Origin of the sequence: Actinoplanes sp. G11-F43, from assembly GCF_050589265.1 — a bacterium.
Classification (GTDB): domain Bacteria; phylum Actinomycetota; class Actinomycetes; order Mycobacteriales; family Micromonosporaceae; genus Actinoplanes.
Genome location: NZ_JBNZCE010000002.1, coordinates 42,151 through 62,532, shown reverse-complemented (window position 1 = coordinate 62,532; position 20,382 = coordinate 42,151). Strand labels below are relative to the sequence as shown.

Genomic DNA, 20,382 nt, shown 5'->3' with positions numbered 1-20,382 from the left:
GTACTTTTTTCTCGATCACATAGAGTCATAACCGAGGATGCTTCACTCCACAGACAGGCGATGCCCCGGACTGGAGCACTGGACGTGAAGATCGACGACTGGCTCAGCAAGCCCCGCCGGCCGGGCGGCCACCGAAGCTGTCCGACGCCGAACTGATCACCATGGCCGTCGCCCAGGCCTTGCTCGGGATCCGTTCCAAGGCCCGCTGGCTGCGGTTTCTTCCCAAGCACCTACCCGGTGCGTTCCCTTACCCTCCCGGCCGATACAGGCCCACCGTCAAACGCTCCGACCTGGCCGGCTGGGCCGGCTACGGCTACTGCTCCTCGCATACACGGTTCTTCCGGGGCCTGCGCCCGCGTTTGATCTGCACCCCGCCCGGCCTGCCGATCGCCTGGTCCCTCGCGAACGCGAAGATCGATGACCGCCAAGTCCTGGCCGCAGCTCTGGAAGACACCCTGGCCTGCTTGCCGCCCGCCCCGGCCAGCTGATCATCGCGGACAAGGGCTACGCCTCCGCCGAACTCGACCGCCGGCCAGCCGAACGCGGAGCCCGGCTGCTGCCCCCGTCCTACCGCAACCGGACCCCACACCCCGGCGAACACCTGATCAAACCGGTCCGTCAACTCATCGAGTCGGTCAACGACACGTTGAAAGGCCAACTCGACCTCGAACTTCACGGCGGCCGCAGCATCGAAGGCGTCACCGCCCGCATCGCCCAACGCATCCTCGCCAGGACCGCCGCGATCTGGCACAACCGGGCCATCGGACAGCCATCGACCAGGTCATTGATCGCCTACGACCACCGACCTCAGTCAGGACCTGCTCGTCCAGAAGGCTTCGGCGTCAGGGCTCGTGTGCCGGGTTGCGGCTCGAATCGAGCCGCAACCCGGCACACGAACCGGCCTCGGTCACGGAAGCTCGCCAGTCGATGGCGATGCGGCCCGGACCGAGGTGTCGAACAATGTCGACGGGCTGGCTCGATCAGGTGTTCAGCAGGTCGCTGAGGACTTCGATGGCCTGGTCCATGGCCTCGTCGTTCAGGTCCAGGTGGGTTACCAGGCGGGCGGTTCGGGGGAGCATCGCGGCTATCAGGACGCCTCGTTCGGCTGCCCGGGCGGCCAGGGTGGGGGCGTCCAGGTCGTGTTTGGAGAGGTCCAGCGGGACCAGGTTGGTGCGGACGCGTTCCGGGTCGATCACACCGAAGGGGGACAGGGCCTCGGCGATGATCCGGGCCCGTTCGTGGTCCTCGGTCAGGCGCTGGAGCTGGTTGTCCAGGGCGTACCGGCCGGCGGCGGCCAGGATGCCCACCTGGCGCATGCCGCCGCCCAGGCGTTTGCGGATCACCCGGGCCTTGGTGATCTTCTCGCGGCTGCCGATGATCAGTGAGCCCACGGGAGCGCCCAGGCCCTTGGAGAGGCAGACCGAGAGGGTGTCGAAGAGGGCGCCGTACTCGGCCAGCGTCACCCCATCGGCGATGTGCGCGTGCCAGATGCGGGCACCGTCGCAGTGCAGGGCGATGCCCTGCTTGTCGGCGACCGCCCGCAGGTGCTGGATCGTCGCCAGTGGGACGACACCGCCGCCACCCAGGTTGTGGGTCTGTTCGACGGCGATCGCGGCGGTCGGCACCGACGGGTAGCCGGCCGGGCGGATCATGCCGGCGATCCGTTCGACGTCCAGGGCGGCGCCGTCCGGCTGCCAGGTGCGGGTGGAGATGCCGCCGAGCATGGCGGCGGCGCCCACCTCGTAGGTGACGACGTGGGCGTCGGCGCCGGCCAGCAGCTCGCCGCCGGGCGGGACGACGAGTTGCAGGGCGATCTGGTTGGCCATCGTGCCGGACGGGGCGAACAGCGCCGCCTCGTGCCCGAACAGGGCGGCCACGTGCGCTTCGAGCGCGTTGACGGTCGGGTCGTCGCCGAAGACGTCGTCGCCGACCGCGGCTTTCGCCATCGCGTCGCGCATTCCGGCGGTGGGCCGGGTGACGGTGTCCGAACGCAGGTCAGCCACGGAGCATCTCGGCGACGAGGAAGGCGAGTTCCAGGCTCTGCTGGGTGTTGAGCCGCGGGTCGCAGGCGGTCTCGTACCGGTCCGGCAGGTCCAGGTCCTCGATGCCCTGGGCGCCGCCGAGGCACTCGGTGACGTCCTCACCGGTCAGTTCGACGTGGATGCCGCCGGGGTGGGTGCCGAGGCCGCGGTGCACCTCGAAGTAGCCGAGCACCTCGTCGACGACCCGGTCGAAGTGGCGGGTCTTGTAGCCGTTGGACGACTCGTGGGTGTTGCCGTGCATCGGGTCGCACTGCCAGACGACCTTGGCGCCGGTGGCGTTGACCTTCTCCACGATGGTCGGCAGGACGTCGCGGACCTTGCCGTTGCCCATCCGGCTGATCAGGGTGAGCCGGCCGGGGATGTTGTCGGGGTTGAGCTTCTCGCACAACTCGATGGCGGTCTCCGGCGTGGTGCCGGGGCCGATCTTCACACCGATCGGGTTGGCGATCCGGCTGATGAAGTCGATGTGCGCGTGGTCGAGCTGGCGGGTGCGCTCGCCGATCCACAGGAAGTGGCCGCTCAGCCCGTACGCCCGGTTGCCGGAGACGCGGGTGAGCGCCCGGTCGTACTCCAATGCCAGGGCCTCGTGGGAGCAGTAGAGGCTGACCGTGCGCAGCGCCTCGGAGTCGGTCATCCCGCAGGCGCGGATGAAGTCGAGCGCGCGGTCGATCTCGCGGGCGATGGCCTCGTAGCGCTCGCCGGCCGGGGAGGCGCGGACGAAGTCCTTGTTCCAGTCGTGCAGGCCGTGCAGGTCGGCGAGACCACCCGCAAGGTACGCCCGGAGCATGTTCATCGCGGCGGCCGAGTTGGCGTACGCCCGGATCATGCGCTGCGGGTCGGCGACCCGGGCGGCGGCGTCGGCGTCCAGTGAGTTGATCAGGTCGCCGCGGTAGGCGGGCAGGCCGAGCGAGTCGGTCGGCGACGAGCGGGGCTTGGTGTACTGCCCGGCGACCCGGGCCACCTTGACCACCGGCATCGACGCGCCGTAGGTGAGCACCACCGCCATCTGCAGCAGGGTGCGCGCGTTGGCGAGCAGGTGGCTCTCGGTGTTGTCGGCGAACGTCTCGGCGCAGTCACCGCCCTGGAGCAGGAACGCGCGGCCCTCGCAGACTTCAGCGAGCCGGTGCCGGAGCTGGTCGACCTCGTAGGGGGCGACGATGGACGGCACGTTGTCGAGGACCTTGCAGACCTCGGCGACCTCGGCCATGTCCGGCCACGGCGGCATCTGCACGCGCGGCAGGGACCGCCAGTGGTCGAGGCCGAGGGCCTCGTCCTCGGCCGAGTCCGTGGACGGTCGGGAGGTCTGCAGAGCCGGGTTGTTCACCCCGGGATGACTGAGCTGATGCCACTCACGGCGCATACCGGAAAGCCTACGGAAGAGGGGCACCGACCCTGCGGCCGGTGCCCCTCGTTCTCAACTGCTGATTACAGGTTGCTCTTGATGGCGGTGATCAGCTCGCCGTTGGTGGTGTCACCGGAGAGCTCCCAGAAGAAGGCGCCGCCGAGACCCTGGTTCTTGGCGTACGTCATCTTGCCGGCGATGGTGGCCGGGGTGTCGTAGCTCCACCAGTTGTTGCCGCAGAAGGCGTAGGCCGTTCCGGCGACCGTACCGGTGGCCGGGCACTTGGTCTTGAGGACCTTGTAGTCCTCGATGCCGGGCTCGTAGGTGCCGGTGGCCGCGCCGCTGGCCGAACCACCCGGGGCGGCCTGCGAGACGCCGGTCCAGCCGCGGCCGTAGAAGCCGATGCCGAGCAGGATCTTGGAGGCCGGGACGCCCTTGCTCTTGAGCTTCTGCACGGCGGCGTCGGAGTTGAAGCCGGCCTGCGGGATGCCCGTGTACGAGTTGAGCGGCGAGTGCGGGGCGGTGGGGCCCTGCGGGGCGAAGGCGCCGAAGTAGTCGTACGTCATCGGGAAGACCTTGTCGAGCTTCGCGATGCCGGTGGCGTAGTCGGCCACGTCGATCTTGCCGCCGTTGCTGCCGTCGGCGGTGATCGCCGAGGTGATCAGGTTGTTGTTGCCGAACTTGGTGCGCAGCGCCGAGATGACGTTGGCGTACGCGGCCGGGCCGCTGCTGTCGCAGGTGAGGCCGCAGGCGTTCGGGTACTCCCAGTCGATGTCGATGCCGTCGAAGACGTCCGCCCAGCGCGGGTCCTCGACCAGGTTGTAGCAGCTCTCGGCGAACGCGGCCGGGTTCTGCGCGGCCTGGGTGAAGCCGCCGGACCAGGTCCAGCCACCGACCGAGTAGATCACCTTGAGGTGCGGGTACTTCTTCTTCAGCTTGCGGAGCTGGTTGAACGAGCCACGCAGCGGCTGGTCCCAGGTGTCCGCGACGCCGTCGACGCTCTCCGCCGCGGTGTACGCCTTCTCGTAGTCGGCGTAGGAGTCACCGATGCTGCAGCGGCCGCCGGTGGTGTTGGCGAACGCGTACAGGATGTGGGTCAGCTTGGACGCCGAGCCGGAGGTGTCGATGTTCTTCGCGTGGTAGTTGCGCTGGTAGACGCCCCACTCGGCGAAGTAGCCGACGACCCACTTGTCACCCGAGGTGGGCGGCGTGGTCGGCGGGGTGGTGGGCGGCGTCGTCGGAGGGGTGGTCGGCGGCGTGGTCGGTGGGGTCGTGGGGGGCGTGGTGCCACCGCAGACTCCGTTGTCCACCCAGACCGCCCACTGGCTGCTGTTGGTGGCCGGCGACTCGTTCTGGGTCCACCACTTGGCGGTGTAGTTGTGGCCGTTCTGCGAGGCGACGTTGTCCTTGACGTAGACGGCGGTGCTGCTCCATGCGGGGGCACAGGCGGCGGCTGCCGACGCCGGCATGCCCGGGACGGCGAGGCCGCCCGCGATCATGACGGCGCCGACGAAGATCGCCCGGCCGGCGGTTTTCTGCACGGGGATGTCTCCTCAACAGTTAGGAAACTTTCCAGAGGGGGTTGCAGAGACCGTAGTCACATCGATTAACAACAGTCAAGGGAGGTGAACGCCTTTAAGGTTTGTTTAACAATGACCTTCCAGCCTCGACAGGGTGCAAGCGAGCGGACACAACCAGTAGTCTTCCGTCATGACCATCTTCGACGTCAGCATTGGCGCCCTCACCGGTGGCGCGACCGAATTGGACCGTTACCGCGGATCGGTCGTGCTGGTGGTCAATGTGGCCTCGCGCTGCGGCCTGACCCCGCAGTACGCCGAGCTGCAGAATCTCTGGGAGCGCTACCGCGATCGCGGGTTCGCCGTGGTCGGAGTCCCCTGCGACCAGTTCGGCGGGCAGGAGCCCGGGACCGCCGACGAGATCCAGGAGTTCTGCCGCACCAACTACGGGGTCACCTTCCCCGTGACCGAGAAGGTCGAGGTCAACGGGCCCGGCCGGCACCCCCTCTACCGCGAGCTGGTCGGGGCCGGCGACGACATCCAGTGGAACTTCGAGAAGTTCGTGGTCGCCCCGGACGGCACGGTCGCCGCCCGGTTCGCCCCGGGCACCGCGCCCGACGACAGCGAACTGATCGCGACGATCGAGAAGCTGCTGCCGCACTGATGGCCATCCACGTCATCGGCGTCGACGCGTACGCGCTCGGCTGGGTCGGCGTCGAACTCCGCGACGGCGTCTTCGGGCGGGCCGTCCTCGCCGCCACCCTCTACGAGATCGTCGCGGGCAGCTCGGGCGCCGCCGTCATCGGCGTCGACATCCCACTCGGCATGTTCCCGGACCGCTGGCGTGCCGCCGACACCCTGGCCGCCGACCAGCTCGGGCCCCGCCGCGGCAGCGTCTTCCGGGTGCCGCCCCGGCCGGTCTGGCAGGAGACCGATTTCGCCTCCGCCAACCGGCTCTGCCGCGAGCTCACCGGCGCCGGGCTCAGCCGCCAGTCATGGGCGCTGCGCCCGAAGCTGCTGGAGGCCAACGCGATCTGGGAACGGCACCCCGGCCTGCTCTTCGAGGCACACCCCGAGGTCTCTTTCCGTACGATGGCCGGCGAGCCGCTGCCCTGGGCCAAGAAGACGTGGAGTGGCCAGACGCGCCGCCGCGAGCTGCTCGCCCGCAACGGCATCGTGCTGCCCGACAGGCTGGGACCGGCCGGTCAGGCGCCGCCCGACGACATCCTGGACGCGGCGGCGGTGGCCTGGACCGCCCATCGGGTGGCCACCGGCACCGCACTGAGCCACCCCAGTCCCCCGGAGGAGGAGAACGGCAGCCGGATAGCCATCTGGTACTAGGAGGCTTGCGCGGCGATCTGCTGAGCCCGGTCCCGGGCCGCGGACAGCGCGTCCATCACAGCCGCCCGGAGACCATGGTTCTCCAGCTCCCGCAGGGCGGCGATGGTGGTGCCGGCCGGGGAGGTGACCGCCTCGCGCAACAGCGCCGGGTGGTCGCCGGAGTCGCGGAGCATCACCGTGGAGCCGACCGCGGTCTGCACGGCCAGCTCGTGGGCGGTGGCGCGGGGCAGGCCGAGCAGCACACCGGCCTCGATCATCGCCTCCACCATCAGGTAGAAGTAGGCCGGGCCGGAACCGGAGACGGCGGTGACCGCGTCCTGCTGGTACTCCGGCACCCGGATGGTGGCGCCCAGCGGCCGGAACAGCTCCTCGGCGATCGCCACGTGCTCATCGGTGGCGTGCGCGCCCGGGGAGATCGCCGACATGGCGTGGCCGACCAGCGCGGGCGTGTTGGTCATCACCCGGATGACCGGGGTGCCCTCCGGCAGGCGGGCGGCGAAGAACGAGGTGGGCAGGCCGGCGCAGAGCGACACCACCAGTTTGCCGGACGTGACCGCGGAGCCGACCGTGTCGAGGAGCGTACCGGCGTCCTGGGGTTTGACCCCGACCGCCAGGATGTCGGCGCGGGCGACCGCCTCCTCGTTGGTGACCACCGCGACGCCGTGCCGCTCGGTCAGTTCGGCGGCGCGGGCCGGGCGGCGGGCCGTGGCCAGCACCTGTGAGGTGGGGTGGCCGGAGCGCAGCAGACCGGCCAGGACGAGCTCGCCCATCCTGCCGGTGCCCAGGACCGCGACGGTGTGATCGGACAAAACGCACTCCTTCGGAAACGACGACGGCGCCGGCCCCCATCATGCGGGACCGGCGCCGTCGGCGGACGATCAGCTACCGAAGAAGACCTCGGCCTCTTCGTAACGCTCGAGCGGAACGGTCTTCAGCTCGCCGGTGCCCTCGATCAGCGGGATCCGCTTGATGTCGGTGCCCTGCAGCGCCACCATCTTGCCGAAGTCGCCCTCGTGGACGGCGTCGATCGCCTGGAGACCGAAGCGGGTGGACAGCACCCGGTCGAACGCGGTCGGGGTGCCACCACGCTGGATGTGACCGAGGACGACCGTGCGGGCCTCCTTGCCGGTCTTCTCCTCCAGCTGCTCGGCCAGCCACTGGCCGATGCCACCGAGGCGGACGTGGCCGAAGCTGTCCAGCTCCTGGTTGTGCAGGACCATCTGGCCGTCGAGCGGCTGGGCGCCCTCGGCGACGACGACGATCGGGGCGTACTCGACCTGGAAGCGCTTGGTCACGTAGGTCGCGACCTGCTCGACGTCGAACTGGCGCTCGGGCAGCAGGATGACGTTGGCGCCACCGGCGAGACCGGCGTGCAGCGCGATCCAGCCGGCGTGCCGGCCCATGACCTCGACGACGAGGGTGCGGTGGTGCGACTCGGCGGTGGTGTGCAGCCGGTCGATGGCCTCCATCGCGATGTTGACCGCGGTGTCGAAGCCGAAGGTGTAGTCGGTGCCGTTGAGGTCGTTGTCGATCGTCTTCGGCACGCCGACGACCTTGACGCCCAGGTCGTGCAGCTTGGTGGCGACGCCGAGGGTGTCCTCACCGCCGATGGCGACGAGCGCGTCGACGCCCATCTCGGCCAGGTTCTCCTTGATCCGCTCCACACCGTTCTCGATCTTGAACGGGTTGGTGCGGGAGGAACCCAGGATGGTGCCGCCGCGGGGCAGGATGCCACGGACCTCAGCGATGCCGAGCGGCTTGGTCAGACCCTCCAGCGGGCCCTTCCAGCCGTCGCGGAACCCGACGAACTCGTGGCCGTAGGCGGAGACGCCCTTACGGACGACGGCACGGATGACCGCGTTGAGACCGGGGCAGTCGCCGCCACCGGTGAGCACGCCGATACGCATTTTTCTTCCCCCTGGATCGGGTCGCGAGATGCGGATAGCCCGTCGAGGCCCCGAGGACGTCCATCGGTCGGCAGCGTTGCCGGGGTCCGGGGCGGGCCGCACCCGAACTGTAGTCGCCGTGTCTGAGCCGGTCGAAGGCGGGCCTTAAGGCCCGACCATTTCGGGCCGGTCACGTCACAGCAACGACTCGATCGCCCCTAGCGCCTCCGCGTCCCGCCCCAGAACGGCCGGGACCACGGTGATCGCGGCCGCCGCAGCCGGGGAGCAATGCCGCAGCAGCGACTCGCGGACGCCGTCGACCACGAACACGCCCGGCTCGGTGAACCGGCCGCCGACCACCACCACCGCCGGGTTGAACACCGTGACGAGCGGGGTGACGGTCCGCCCGATCAGGCGCCCGGCGTCCCGCAGCGCGCGCTGGACCGGCCGGTCCCCCGACGCGGCCAGGCCGAGCAGGTGGTCCTCGGTGGGCGGGCCGGCCCCCGGGCGCTGGTCGGACAGGGCGGCGAAATGGGCCGGGGAGAGGAACGGGGTCAGACAGCCCCGGCGGCCGCAGGCGCAGAACGGGCCGACCTCGCGGACGTGCAGGTGGCCGACCTCGCCCGCGTACCCGATGGCGCCGGGATGCATCCGGCCGCCGGTGATCAGGCCGGCCCCGGCGTACTGGTCGGCGCTCAGGTAGAGCACGTCGCGGGCGCCCCGGGCGGCACCCCGGCGGGCCTCGGCCAGCGCCGCCAGATGGCCGTTGTTGATCACCCGGACCGGGTGGCCGAGGACCGCCGCGACGTCGTCGCCCGGGGCATAGCCGGAGAACATCGGGAGAACACTGCGCTCCCCGAACCGGCCGGTCACCGGATGCACCGGGGCCGGAACACTGACCGCGACCCGGGTCTGCGGTCCGGGCCGGTCGCCGTGCTCCCCCATCAGGTCGCGGGCGAACCCGGCGGCGGCCCGCATCAGCGGCCGGGCGTCACCGGACAGGGGACTGGGCAGGAATCCGTCGTAGCGCACCTGCCCGGCGCCGTCCGCGACGATCACCCGGGCGCCGAACCCACCGATGTCGATGCCCACCAGCAGGGCCGGGGAACGGACCAGGCGGAAGTACGGCGACGGGCGGCCGGGCCGGATCTCGGCCGGGGCACACCGCTCGGCGACCCCGTCCCGGACCAGGCCGGCGAGCAGATCGGCGACCGCCGCCCGCGGCAGCCGGGTGGATTTCACCAGGTCACTGCGGGCGGCCGGGCCGCTCCCCCGCAGCGCGTCGACGATGATCTCCCGGCGCACGGCCCGCTCGTGAGCACCGGGCGGCACCACCCCGGAAGGCCCGGCAGCGATAGAGGAGGCCGCCGGGAGGACGGTGGGCGCGGTCAGGGCGGACCGCGCCAGCGTACGGCTACCCCGCCCGGTCGGTGTGGCCCGCAGCCCGGCGAACAGCGCGCCCAGCAGCCCGGCCCGCGCCCCCAGTGTCCCGGCCACGATCCCGGTGGCGGCGGCCACCTCGGGCTGGGCGTACCGCTGCACCGACTCGCGGACCGCGGCGACGATCGGCCCGTCCGGTTCGATCAGCGGCCCGTCGAGCACCACCAGCCCCGGGTTGATCGTGTTGGCCAGGTCGGCTACCACCCGGCCGATCATCCGCCCGGCGTCGGCGAGGACCCGCTCGGCGGCGGCGTCGTGCCGGGCCAGCGCGACGGCCCGGGCCGCGGTGATCCCCGGCGGCCCGGCGGCTCCGGAGGGCGTCGCGACCGCGGTGGGGATGGCCGGCGGGCCGGCGGCGGCTCCGTAGGGTGTCGTGATCGCGGTGAGGATGGCCGGCGTCGAGGCGATCGTCTCCAGGCAGCCCCGGTGCCCGCACCGGCAGAACGGCCCGATCTCGTCGATCTGCACGTGCCCGATCTGCCCGGCCGCCCCGGTCGCCCCGTGGTGCAGGACGCCGCCGAGGAGCAGCCCGCAGTCGATGCCGGTGCCGACCCGCAGGTAGCAGACGTCGGTGTGCCCGGCCGCGGCTCCATAACCGACCTCGCCGAGAAGGCTCAGCTCGGCGACGGTCCGCACGATGACCGGGCGGCCCAGACGTGTCCCGGGGTCGCCGTCGGGTGGGCTGGCGAAGGCGGCGACGGTGGCCCAGGTCCGGCCGCCGGTCTGCGCCTCGCACTCGGCGATCAGGGCGGCCAGGGTGTCCAGGCCGGTGTCCGGGTGGTGGCGTTCGGCCCGGATGACGCCGGTGAGGTCGGCGAGCGCCACCCGTACCCCCTCGGTGGTGACCAGCGCGCCCACCACCCCACCCGCGGCCGGGCCCAGGGTCAGGGACCGGGCGGGACGGCCGGCGCGGGCGCCGTCGGCGACCGCCTCGTCCTCGCTGAGCAGACCGGCCCCGAGCAACTCGGTGACCAGGCCGTCGACGGTCATCCGGGCCATGCCGGTGCGGCGGACCAGGTCGGCGCGGGTGCTGCGGCCGGCTTCCCGGACCGCGGCGAGGAGCAGGTCACGGCGGACCACGTGGACGCGTCGACCCGGCATGAGCACCAGTTTTGCCGCGACTGGACATAATTTCCCGGCAACTGCGACGGCCGTCACACGCGAATGCCCCCAAACCTGGCACGGGAAAGGCAAAGCACAGGCGAATCAAAGCCGTGAGCAGGCCTTTTAGGATCTGGTTCGACGCTAATCAACTCGATACCTTCGGAAACAAGGCGTTAACAAACACCGGTGCCGGCCCGGTGACCTCCCGTTTCCCTCCTGTTTCGAGGTGTGCGATGACGACTGTCGAATCCCGTCCGCCGGCCAAGATCCCGGACGTGCCGAACGCACCCACCAGGCTGATCGCCGCGATGGCGCTGGCCATGTTCGGCGCCTACCTGACCATCCTCACCCCGGTCATCGTCACCATGTCGATCCGGGTCGCCCAGATCGCCCCGGACGGCAAGGCCGCCGCACTCGGCACCGTGCTCTCCGTCGGCGCCGTCCTCGCGCTGCTCGGCAACCCGTTCTTCGGGGCCATGTCCGACCGCACCACCTCCCGGTTCGGCCGCCGCCGCCCCTGGCTGATCGGTGGCATCCTGCTCGGCCTGGCCGGCCTGCTGATCGTCGCCACCGGCGGCACCATCGCGATCCTCACCCTCGGCTGGGCCGTCGCCCAGCTCGGTGTGAACGCCACCCTGGCCACCCTGACCGCACTGCTGCCCGACCAGATCCCGGCCCAGCAGCGCGGCAAGGTCAGCGGCATCCTCGGCCTGATGACGTCCGCCGCGATCCTGGCCGGCACCGCGCTGGCCGCCGTACTCGCCGGCAACACGCTCCTGATGTTCCTGGTGCCCGCCCTGATCGGCGTCGCCACCGTGCTCGTGCTGGTGGTCGTGGTCAAGGACCGGCCGGCTGAGAAGGGCCACTTCGCGCCCTACCGGTTCAAGGAGTTCCTGAACACCTTCTACGTCAACCCGCGACGGCACCCGGACTTCTCCTGGAACATCCTCAGCCGGTTCCTGATCTGGATGGGACTCTGCACGGTCACCACCTACCAGGCGTACCTGCTGATCGACCGATTCGGCTACACCACCGACAACGTCGCCAACGGCATCCTGATCGCCACCCTGGTCAGCACCGCGGGCCTGGTCGTCGGCTCCTCCGCCGGCGGCGCCCTCTCCGACCGGCTGGCCCGGCGCAAGCCGTTCGTCCTCGGCGCCGGTTTCGTGGTCGCCGCCGCCCTCGTGGTGATCTCCCTGGCCGCCAGCTTCCCGGTCTTCCTGGCCGCGTCCCTGCTGTTCGGCCTCGGACAGGGCGTCTACCTCGCCGTCGACCTGGCGCTCGCCACCGACGTACTGCCCGACCCCGACGACGCCGCCAAGGACATGGGCGTGCTCAACATCGCCAACGCGCTGCCGCAGTCGCTGGTCCCGATCCTGGCCGCCCCGATCCTGGCGATCGGCAGCAGCGACAACTCCAACTACAGCCTGCTCTTCCTCTGCGGCGCCGTCGTCTCGGTCATCGGATCGGTGCTGGTCCGCATGATCCGCGGCGCCCGCTGACCATCCCCTGGAGAACAGGATGAACCCGTACCAGAACGCCGCCCTTCCGATCGAGGAGCGCGTCACCGACCTGCTGAACCGCCTCACCCTGGCGGAGAAGGCCGGACTGATGTTCCACACCATGATCGGGGTGAACCCGGACGGCACCCTCGCCGACGGCACCGACATGATCCCGTCCGCCCGGGAGTTGATCGCCGGCAGACTGATCAACCACCTGAACATCCTGACCTTCGCCCCGGTCCCGCCGGCCCGGCTGGCCGAATGGCACAACCGGATCCAGGAACTGGCCGCGGACATCGGCCACGGCATCCCGGTCACCGTCTCCACCGACCCCCGGCACGGCGTGATCGACAACCCCGCGGCGTCCGCGTCGGCCGGCGGATTCTCCGCGTGGCCCGAACCGATCGGGCTGGGGGCGACCAAAGACCCCACGCTCGTACGGTCGTTCGCCGACATCGTCAGGCAGGAATACCTGGCCACCGGCATCAGGGTAGCCCTGCATCCGATGGCCGACCTGGCCACCGAGCCACGCTGGGCCCGCACCAACGGCACCCTCGGCTCGGACGCCGAGATGGTGTCCGCGATGATCCGGGAGTACGTGCTGGGCCTCCAGGGCGACACACTGGGCCCGGACAGCGTGGCCGCGATGGTCAAGCACTTCCCCGGCGCCGGCCCACAGATGAACGGCGAGGACGCGCACTTCCACTACGGCCGCGAACAGGTCTACCCCGGCAACATGTGGGACTACCACCTGAAGCCGTTCGAGGCGGCGTTCGAGGCCGGCGTCGCGCAGGTGATGCCGTACTACGGGATGCCGGTGGGCACCGGCCACGAGGAGGTCGGCTTCAGCTTCAACCGCGGCGTGATCGAGGGCCTGCTCCGCCGGCGCTACGGCTTCGACGGCGTGGTCTGCACCGACTGGGGCCTGGTCACCGACGCGAAAATCATGGGCACCGACATGCCCGCCCGAGCCTGGGGCGTCGAACATTTGGACCGCCACACCCGGGTGGAACGCATCCTGAACGCCGGCGCCGACCAACTGGGCGGCGAACACTGCCCGGAACTGATCATCGACCTGGTCACCGCCGGCCGCATCACCGAAGCCCGGATCGACATCTCGGTACGCCGGATCCTGCGCGACAAGTTCACCCTCGGCCTATTCGACGACCGCCGAACGGTCGACCCGGCGGCAGCCGCCCGGATCGCCGGCCAGCCCACATTCCGGGAGGCCGGCCTGGACGCCCAACGTCGCTCGATCGTGGTACTGGACCCCCGGGACACCCTGCCCCTGACCGAGGGCACAACCGTCTACCTGGACGGGGTGGACCCGTCGGTGGCCGCCCGCTACGCGAAGGTGGTGGACGACCCGGCCCAGGCCGAGGTGGCGATCGTGCGCCGCGCGGCCCCCTTCGACCCCCGAGGCGAAGGCTTCGAGGCGTTCTTCCACGCCGGCCGCCTGGACTGGACAGCCGACGAACTGGCTCCCCTCCTGAAGTTGTCCACCACCCTGCCGACGGTCGTGGACGTGTGGCTGGACCGCCCGGCCGTGCTCACCCCACTATCCGGAAAGGCGGCCTTGACCGGCAGCTTCGGCTCCAGCGACGAGGCCCTGCTGGACGTCCTCTTCGGCCGCACCACATCCACCGCAACGTTGCCCTTCGAGCTCCCGTCATCAATGGAAGAGGTGGAAGCCTCAAGAGAAGACGTCCCCAACGACACCGCAACCCCCCTCTTCAGTTACGGCCACGGCCACTGACGAGCACCATCAACGGATTGACCACCGTAGAGCCGTCCCCCGCGGTGATGCCCGCGCGCGAACAGCCCAAAATCTGCGATCTTGGCTGTTTTACCACCGAAAAGAGCCTTGCTGTCGACCGCCTGATCACTTGCGGTCAACCACTCGCACGAGCGACCCACCCAGCAGAGATCTTGGTGGATTTACCACCGAAAACGGGGGTAAATCCACCAAGATCGCCACAAGCTGCAGTCACCCGCCTGACATAGACGGCAAAAGCGACATGTCTCCCGCAAAACAAGGTCTAACCGACCCCACGAAGACACCAAGCGGCGCTAAGCGCACCGACCAGCACCCACTCCGCCATGGCAACCAGACCGCAACCACACACCCACCCGGATGTCCACGCCTCACACCGCCCCCGACGAAGCCGGCCCCAGCACCCACCTGGGCAATGCCGCAAAAAGTGACAAAAGCGGGCGGCGGAAATCGGTAAGGAACGTGGCCGGGACGGCACGGCAGAACAGACGGGCACGGCAGAACAGACGGGCACGGCAGAACAGACGGGCACGGAAGAACAGACGGGCACGGCAGAACAGACGGGCACGGCAGGGCAGACGGGCCTGCAGGGCAGACGGGCAGGGCAGGGCAGGCGGGCCGGCAGGGCAGAGGCTCGCGCGGGACGCGGCCGGGACGGCCCGGCAGGGCGGCCGGGCCCGGCAGGGCAGGGCGGCCGTGCCCGGCAGGGCGGCCGGGCCCGGCAGGGCAGAGGCGAGTGGGGAGCGCGGCCGGGCATGGCGCCGGCGTCACCGGCAGTGGAGGTCGGCAGGAAGTGGGCGGAACCGCCCAGAGACCACCGCATTCGCCCGGCGGCCGCGTTCCGGCCTCGGGTAACGCCCATCTCGCGGGGACGACATCGAAAGGCGTGGTGCGGTCGTGGAGATCCTGATCCGTACCGGAAACGGATTGAAATGGGGTAACCCGGCCGAAAAGGATCAGCGAGGCCACCCCGCCGCACCAACATCCGGTCGCAAGCGGACAAATCGGCGGACCGGCCGCCGAGCAGCGGCGGCCGGGCCGGGTCAGGCCTTGGCGGTCATCGTGTTCCAGCGGGCCAGGTTGTGCCGGGCGTCGACCAGGGCGTCGTGCCGGCCGGCCATCTCCGGCAGGTGCGGGCGGCCCAGGTCGTCCCACTTCTGGCGGAGATCCTTGGTGAACCGGGGGATCTCCCGGGGCAGCGCCGGCATGGCGCCCCAGAGCTGGGCCAGGGCGACGTGGTCGTACGCCGCGTACCACGCCCAGAGCTCCATCTGCTCGCTGCGCCCGCGGATCGGCTCGGTGAGGAACTCGTAGAGGTCCTGCCGGATCCGCTCGCGGCTGCGCCACGACTTGTCCGACGGGGAGGGCAGCTTGTCGAGGACGTTGCGCCGCACCCAGGGCACGGCACGGGAGTCGTCGAACTCGGTGCTGACCGCGTAGAACTCGCGGCCGAACTCGTCGACGACACCGATCGAGACCAGGTCGACGATGCGGCCGTCCTCGATGAATTCGCAGTCATAGAAATAGCGGTAAACCATCGTGGTCCATCCTCGCCCATCGTCATCCGGGCATGGACTCCAGGGCCTGTCTCGCCATGCCGAGCCCGATCGGGCAGTCGTAGCGGGCGGCCCGGTCGGCCTGCACCGCCCAGCGCAGCCGCAGCAGGACGGGCAGCGCGGCCTCGGCCTCGTCGGCGCCCACCGGCCCGGCGGCCAGGTAGCCGTCCAGCAGCTCGCCCGCCCGGTCCGGGCCGCCGGCGTAGGCGACCGCGGCGGCCAGGTCGTAGACCAGCGGCCCGGTCCGGCTGGTCCCGCAGTGCAGCAGCCCGGAGCGGCCGGTCGCCGGGTCCATCGCGAACACCGCCGGGCCCGGGTCGCCGTGCAGCACCCCGTAGGTGAGCCGGTCGATCAGGGTGAGCCGGGTGGTCGCGGTGACCGCGGTGGCGACCGCGGCGCGCAGCCAGGGTTCGGCGTCCAGGTGGCCGGCCTCCGGGTCGGGCAGCTGCCAGGGCCGCAGACCGGTGTGCCGGAAACCCCGCAGAGCCCGGTGTACGGTCCCCAGCCGCTCGCCCCACCACTGCTGGTCCACCGGGTCCCGGCCGTCCAGACAGCGGCCGGGGAGACGGCGCAGAACGGCCAGGACCCCTTGCGGTACGAGTACGGTGAGCGCCCCGCCGAGGGTGCGGACCGGGGTGCCCGCGTCGATCCGGGCACCGCCCAGGTGGTGGGCCGCGGCGAGACCGGCCTCGACCGGCTGGCGGTCGGTCGCCTCGGTGAGCCGTGCGACGTACCGCTCGCCGCCCGCGGTGAAGTCCCAGCCGCACGACATCAGGGCCACCGGCAGTTCGGTCATCTCGGACGGAACGAGGTGCCACTGGTCGCGCAGGATCGATCGAAGAAACTCGTCATCCGGCACCGCGGGATTATCTCGACACAAGCCACCAAAGCGACGGACAGCGTGGGCGACAGTCACTCTACGAGATAGGCGGTTTACAGAACGCTACCGAAGGGACATGATCGTACGGGGTGAGCTTCGATGTCCGTTTCCGAAATGGCGTTCGGGGCACGCTTCGTGCTAAGAGTGATCGTTCGCGTCGTGGGGCCGGCGCCGACCGTAGTCCGACGCGGTCCCCACCGGGGGAGGGATAGCGCCGTGGACCATCGCATGCCGGATCCCGGCGACGCGTTAACCGGGGTCGACATGTTCGCCGGGCTGGAGCCCGAGGTTCGGCAACGGGTGATCGCCGCCGCAGTGCCACGGCACTACCGCAAGGGGCAGATCCTCTTCGTCGAGCACGATCCCGGCGACTCGCTGATCATCATGAAGCGGGGCGCCGTCGCCGTCTTCCGGACCGCGCCGACCGGCGAGCGCGCGGTCCTCACCGTGGTCCGGCCGCCCGACGTGCTCGGTGAGGTGTCCCTGCTGGACGCCTCCACCCGCAGCGCCTCCGCGGAGGCCATCGAGGACTCCCAGGCGCTGTCGCTGTCCCGGGTCGCCTTCATGGAGCTGGTGCACTCCAACCCGCGCATCCTGGACGCGGTGATGCGCTCGGTCGGCGGGCTGATCCGCCGGCTCACCGAGCAGAACGCCGATCACGTCTTCCTCGACCTGCCCGGCCGGGTGGCCAAGACCCTGGTCCGGCTCTCCGGCGAGAGCCAGGCCCCGATGATCACCATCGAGCTGAACCAGAGTCAGCTCGCCGAGATGGCCGGCGGCTCCCGGCAGAGCGTCAACCAGGCCATCGGCTCGTTCGCCAGCCGTGGCTGGCTGCGCACCGAGGGCCGGCGCATCGTGGTCACCGACGTGCAGGCCCTGCGGCGGCGAGCGGGGATGCAGGGCTGAGGTCTCTACTTCCGGGTCGAGGCGTAGACGTCGACGTACTCCCGGCCGGAGAGGGCCATCAGCTCGTACATGATCTCGTCGGTGATCGCCCGTTCGACGAACCGGTCGCCGCGCTGGTCGGCGTACCGGGAGAAGTCCAGCGGCGCGCCGATCCGGATCCGGACCCGTTTCACCGCCGGGATCAGCGTGCCGGTCGGCTGGATCTCGTCGGTGTTCAGCAGGGCCACCGGCACCACCGGGGCGCCGCTCTCCAGGGCCAGCCGGGCCACCCCGGTCTTGCCGCGGTAGAGCCGCCCGTCAGGCGACCGGGTGCCCTCCGGGTAGATGCCGGCCACCTTCCCCTCCCGGAGGACGCGCAGCAGCGTCTCCAGGGCCGCCTGGGCCGCCTCACCACCCGAACGGTCCACCGGGATGGTCCCCGCGCCGGTGAAGAACATCCGGGAGAACCATCCCTTGATCCCCTTGCCGGTGAAGTATTCGGCTTTGGCGACGAAGGTCACCTTTCGCTTCATGATCAGCGGGGTGAAGATCGAGTCCGAGAACGAGAGATGGTTACAGGCGAGGATCACCGGCCCGGACCGGGGAACATTTCTCAGCCCCTCCACCTTGGGACGGAAGAACACACGCAGGGCCGGCCCGAGGACCACCAACTTCAGCAGCCAGTAGAACACCGACGTCCTTTCGACTTCAGGCCTCCGCGCGTCCGGGGCGACAGGAAGCGTACGAAGCAGGGGCGGCACGGCACAACGCACTCCCGCAACGGGTGCCCGCCGTGTCACCATTCAAGGCACGGTCGGCAAGGGGGTGTGCATCGGTGACAGCGGGTGGCGCCCGTCGCGGGCGGCGCGACAACGGGCTCGACGCCGCCGACTTCGCGGCGGCGGGAGATGTGGATCCACGCATCGGTGAGCATCTGCTCGACGTGCTGGCGGCCGGTGGCATAGCCGCCTACCTCCAGCCGACGGCCGATCTCAATCCGATCCTGCGTGCCACCACTCTGCCCGCACGGCCGATCGATCGGCTGTTCGTGGACCGGACCCATCTGGAGACCGCCAAGGAGCACCTGCAGAAGGTGACCGGCGGCACCCCGCCCACTCCCCCGGCGCCACCGCCGCCCACCCCGAAGCCACAGGCCGAGGTGGACGAGGAGTGGGCCCGGATCATCGCGGGCTTCCACACCACCGTCGAGGCGGAGAGCCCACCCTGGCCGGCCGCCGAGGACGCGCCGCCCCGGGAGGAGCCGCGCCCGGCCGCCGAGGATCAGCCGCCGCAGCACAACCGGCGGCGCACCGATCCGAAGGAGGAGCAGTCGATCCTCTACGGACTCGACACCTTCGGCGCCGAGCTGCCGCCGGACGGCGAGGAGGAGAACGAGCGATACGTCCCGCCGCCGCCCCCGCCGCTGCCGCAGATCTCGAAGTACGCGGTGGCCGGCATGCTCAGCGTGGCCGTCGGGTTCATCCTCTTCCTGTTCCCGCAGCTGATCCCGATCGACTCGTTCACGGTGACCGTGCTGGGCTTCGCCGCGATCGTCGGCGGCGCCGTCACCCTGGTGTGGCGGCTGCGCTCCGGTGACGACGACGACGATTTCGACGACGGCGCCGTCGTATAGACAATCATGGGTGGCGGACCGATAACCTACGGTGATGCGTCAGAGTTCGCTCGTCGTCATAGCCAACCGTCTGCCCCTGGATGACAGCGCCGCGCCGGACGGCGCCTGCGAGTGGCGCCGCAGCCCAGGAGGCCTGGCCAGCGCCCTGCACGCGATCCTGGAGCAGACCCCGGCCACCTGGGTCGGCTGGACCGGCGACGTGGGCCCGGCGCCCGCCCTGCCGGACATCGGCAGCCTCCGCCTGCGGCCGGTGCCGTTGACCGAGGACGAGCTGCGCGACTACTACGAGGGCTTCGCCAACTCGACGCTGTGGCCGCTCTACCACGACGCGGTGCAGCAGCCCACGTTCGACCGGGGCTGGTGGGAGACGTACCGGACGGTCAACCGGCGGTTCGCCGAGGCCGCCGCCGAGGTCGCCGAGCCGGGCGCCGCCGTCTGGGTGCAGGACTACCACCTGCAGCTGGTCCCCGGGATGCTCCGCGAGCTGCGGCCGGACCTGCTGATCGGGTTCTTCATGCACGTGCCGTTCCCGCCGCCCGAGCTCTACATGCAACTGCCGCGCCGGGTCGAGCTGCTGCGCGGGCTGCTCGGCGCCGACCTGATCGGCTTCCAGCGTGAGCAGGCCGCCCACAACTGCGCCCAGCTCGCCCGGAAACTGCTCGGCGCCGAAGCCTCCGGCGACACCATCACCGTCGACGGGCGGACCGTGCGGACCGGCGCGTTCCCGGTCTCCATCGACGTCGCCGAGATGCGCGCGCTGGCCGCCCGGCCGGACGTGGTCAGCCAGGCCGAACAACTGCGGCACAGCCTCGGCCGGCCGAAACGGGTGCTGCTCAGCGTCGACCGGCTGGACTACACCAAGGGCATCGAGCACCGGCTCACCGCGTACAGCGAATTGCTGCGGGACGGCCACGTGAAGGTGCGGGACACGGTGATGGTGCAGGTGGCGGTGCCCAGCCGGGAGCGGGTGGAGAGCTACCGCGACCTGAAGGACCGGATCGAGGGCGAGGTCGGCCGGATCAACGGGGAGTTCGGCCGGGTCGGTGAGCCGGCCATCCACTACCTCAACCAGCCGTTCGCCCGGTCCCAGCTGGCCGCCCTCTACCAGACCGCGGACGTGATGGTGGTGACCCCGCTGCGGGACGGGATGAACCTGGTCGCCAAGGAGTTCGTGGCGGCCCGGGAGGACTGCGCCGGCGCCCTGGTGCTGAGCGAGTTCGCCGGGTCGGCCGCCGAGCTGGAGCAGGCCTTCCTGGTTAACCCGCACGACGTCGACGGCCTCAAGGACACCCTGCTGCAGGCGATGGAGGCGGACGGCGCGGACCTGCACGCCCGGATGACGGCGATGCGCCGGCACCTCACCGAGCACGACATCCTGGCCTGGGCCCGCGACTACCTGTCCGCCCTGGACCACACCGGCCGGCTGGCGGGGGCGCTCCCCTGAGTCCGGGTGGTGATCCGCGGCTCGATTCGAGCCGCG

Annotated in this window: 16 protein-coding genes and 1 pseudogene; 8 read left to right on the top strand and 9 right to left on the bottom strand. The window is 70.6% G+C overall.

From position 1 onward, the window contains the following. Positions 1 to 60: 60 nt before the first annotated feature. Positions 61 to 802 (top strand): annotated as a pseudogene (locus ACQ0O7_RS01160) (transposase); the annotation flags it as partial. A 178-nt stretch (positions 803 to 980) separates the two neighbouring features. Here ACQ0O7_RS01160 and ACQ0O7_RS01155 read toward each other — a convergent pair. The 3 genes from ACQ0O7_RS01155 to ACQ0O7_RS01145 form a co-directional block, all read right to left on the bottom strand. Then, positions 981 to 2,003, bottom strand: coding sequence for a threonine aldolase family protein (locus ACQ0O7_RS01155; protein ID WP_430779820.1), 1,023 nt, complete (start codon positions 2,001 to 2,003; stop codon positions 981 to 983). Beyond that, positions 1,996 to 3,402, bottom strand: a complete 1,407-nt coding sequence (locus tag ACQ0O7_RS01150) for a class II 3-deoxy-7-phosphoheptulonate synthase (RefSeq protein WP_430779819.1) — start codon at positions 3,400 to 3,402, stop codon at positions 1,996 to 1,998. Before ACQ0O7_RS01150 ends, ACQ0O7_RS01155 begins: the two co-directional genes overlap by 8 nt. Positions 3,403 to 3,467: 65 nt before the next feature. Continuing rightward, the gene (locus tag ACQ0O7_RS01145; RefSeq protein WP_430779818.1) at positions 3,468 to 4,925 is read right to left on the bottom strand and encodes a glycosyl hydrolase family 18 protein; all 1,458 of its coding nucleotides are present in this window, start codon (positions 4,923 to 4,925) and stop codon (positions 3,468 to 3,470) included. 169 nt (positions 4,926 to 5,094) lie between these two features. Between ACQ0O7_RS01145 and ACQ0O7_RS01140 the strand changes: the two genes are divergently transcribed. Beyond that, a complete protein-coding gene (locus ACQ0O7_RS01140; protein ID WP_430779817.1) occupies positions 5,095 to 5,565 on the top strand; it encodes a glutathione peroxidase in 471 nt (156 codons plus the stop codon). Then, a complete protein-coding gene (locus ACQ0O7_RS01135; RefSeq protein WP_430779816.1) occupies positions 5,565 to 6,242 on the top strand; it encodes a DUF429 domain-containing protein in 678 nt (225 codons plus the stop codon). The genes ACQ0O7_RS01140 and ACQ0O7_RS01135 overlap by 1 nt, the downstream gene beginning before the upstream one ends. Here ACQ0O7_RS01135 and proC read toward each other — a convergent pair. From proC to ACQ0O7_RS01120, 3 genes are all read right to left on the bottom strand, one after another. After that, positions 6,239 to 7,051: a pyrroline-5-carboxylate reductase gene (proC, locus tag ACQ0O7_RS01130; RefSeq protein WP_430779815.1), complete on the bottom strand. Its 813-nt coding sequence runs from the start codon at positions 7,049 to 7,051 to the stop codon at positions 6,239 to 6,241. The genes ACQ0O7_RS01135 and proC overlap by 4 nt on opposite strands. A 69-nt stretch (positions 7,052 to 7,120) precedes the next feature. After that, positions 7,121 to 8,149 carry a 6-phosphofructokinase gene (locus tag ACQ0O7_RS01125; protein ID WP_430779814.1) on the bottom strand — a complete coding sequence of 343 codons (1,029 nt, stop codon included), beginning with the start codon at positions 8,147 to 8,149 and terminating at the stop codon, positions 7,121 to 7,123. 174 nt (positions 8,150 to 8,323) lie between these two features. Then, on the bottom strand, positions 8,324 to 10,669 hold the full coding sequence (locus ACQ0O7_RS01120) for an ROK family protein (RefSeq protein WP_430779813.1): 2,346 nt from the start codon (positions 10,667 to 10,669) through the stop codon (positions 8,324 to 8,326). A 236-nt stretch (positions 10,670 to 10,905) separates the two neighbouring features. On the opposite strand from ACQ0O7_RS01120, the gene ACQ0O7_RS01115 reads away from it, so the two are divergent. Both ACQ0O7_RS01115 and ACQ0O7_RS01110 read left to right on the top strand, forming a co-directional pair. Beyond that, positions 10,906 to 12,174 carry an MFS transporter gene (locus ACQ0O7_RS01115; protein ID WP_430779812.1) on the top strand — a complete coding sequence of 423 codons (1,269 nt, stop codon included), beginning with the start codon at positions 10,906 to 10,908 and terminating at the stop codon, positions 12,172 to 12,174. Between the two features lie 19 nt (positions 12,175 to 12,193). Beyond that, positions 12,194 to 13,930, top strand: coding sequence for a glycoside hydrolase family 3 protein (locus ACQ0O7_RS01110; protein ID WP_430779811.1), 1,737 nt, complete (start codon positions 12,194 to 12,196; stop codon positions 13,928 to 13,930). 1,061 nt (positions 13,931 to 14,991) lie between these two features. On the opposite strand, the gene ACQ0O7_RS01105 is transcribed toward ACQ0O7_RS01110, so the two are convergent. Together ACQ0O7_RS01105 and ACQ0O7_RS01100 are read right to left on the bottom strand one after the other, a co-directional pair. Further along, positions 14,992 to 15,486 carry a polyadenylate-specific 3'-exoribonuclease AS gene (locus tag ACQ0O7_RS01105; protein WP_430779810.1) on the bottom strand — a complete coding sequence of 165 codons (495 nt, stop codon included), beginning with the start codon at positions 15,484 to 15,486 and terminating at the stop codon, positions 14,992 to 14,994. Positions 15,487 to 15,508: 22 nt separating this feature from the next. Next, the gene (locus ACQ0O7_RS01100; RefSeq protein WP_430779809.1) at positions 15,509 to 16,363 is read right to left on the bottom strand and encodes a phosphotransferase enzyme family protein; all 855 of its coding nucleotides are present in this window, start codon (positions 16,361 to 16,363) and stop codon (positions 15,509 to 15,511) included. 249 nt (positions 16,364 to 16,612) lie between these two features. On the opposite strand from ACQ0O7_RS01100, the gene ACQ0O7_RS01095 reads away from it, so the two are divergent. Next, positions 16,613 to 17,290, top strand: a complete 678-nt coding sequence (locus ACQ0O7_RS01095; RefSeq protein WP_373872582.1) for a Crp/Fnr family transcriptional regulator — start codon at positions 16,613 to 16,615, stop codon at positions 17,288 to 17,290. A 5-nt stretch (positions 17,291 to 17,295) separates the two neighbouring features. Here ACQ0O7_RS01095 and ACQ0O7_RS01090 read toward each other — a convergent pair whose 3' ends face one another. After that, positions 17,296 to 17,961, bottom strand: a complete 666-nt coding sequence (locus ACQ0O7_RS01090) for a lysophospholipid acyltransferase family protein (protein WP_430779808.1) — start codon at positions 17,959 to 17,961, stop codon at positions 17,296 to 17,298. Positions 17,962 to 18,104: 143 nt separating this feature from the next. On the opposite strand from ACQ0O7_RS01090, the gene ACQ0O7_RS01085 reads away from it, so the two are divergent. Together ACQ0O7_RS01085 and ACQ0O7_RS01080 are read left to right on the top strand one after the other, a co-directional pair. Beyond that, complete coding sequence (locus tag ACQ0O7_RS01085; RefSeq protein ID WP_430779807.1) at positions 18,105 to 18,902, top strand: DUF308 domain-containing protein; 798 nt, start codon at positions 18,105 to 18,107, stop codon at positions 18,900 to 18,902. 34 nt (positions 18,903 to 18,936) lie between these two features. After that, positions 18,937 to 20,346 carry an alpha,alpha-trehalose-phosphate synthase (UDP-forming) gene (locus tag ACQ0O7_RS01080; protein ID WP_430779806.1) on the top strand — a complete coding sequence of 470 codons (1,410 nt, stop codon included), beginning with the start codon at positions 18,937 to 18,939 and terminating at the stop codon, positions 20,344 to 20,346. Positions 20,347 to 20,382: the final 36 nt, after the last annotated feature.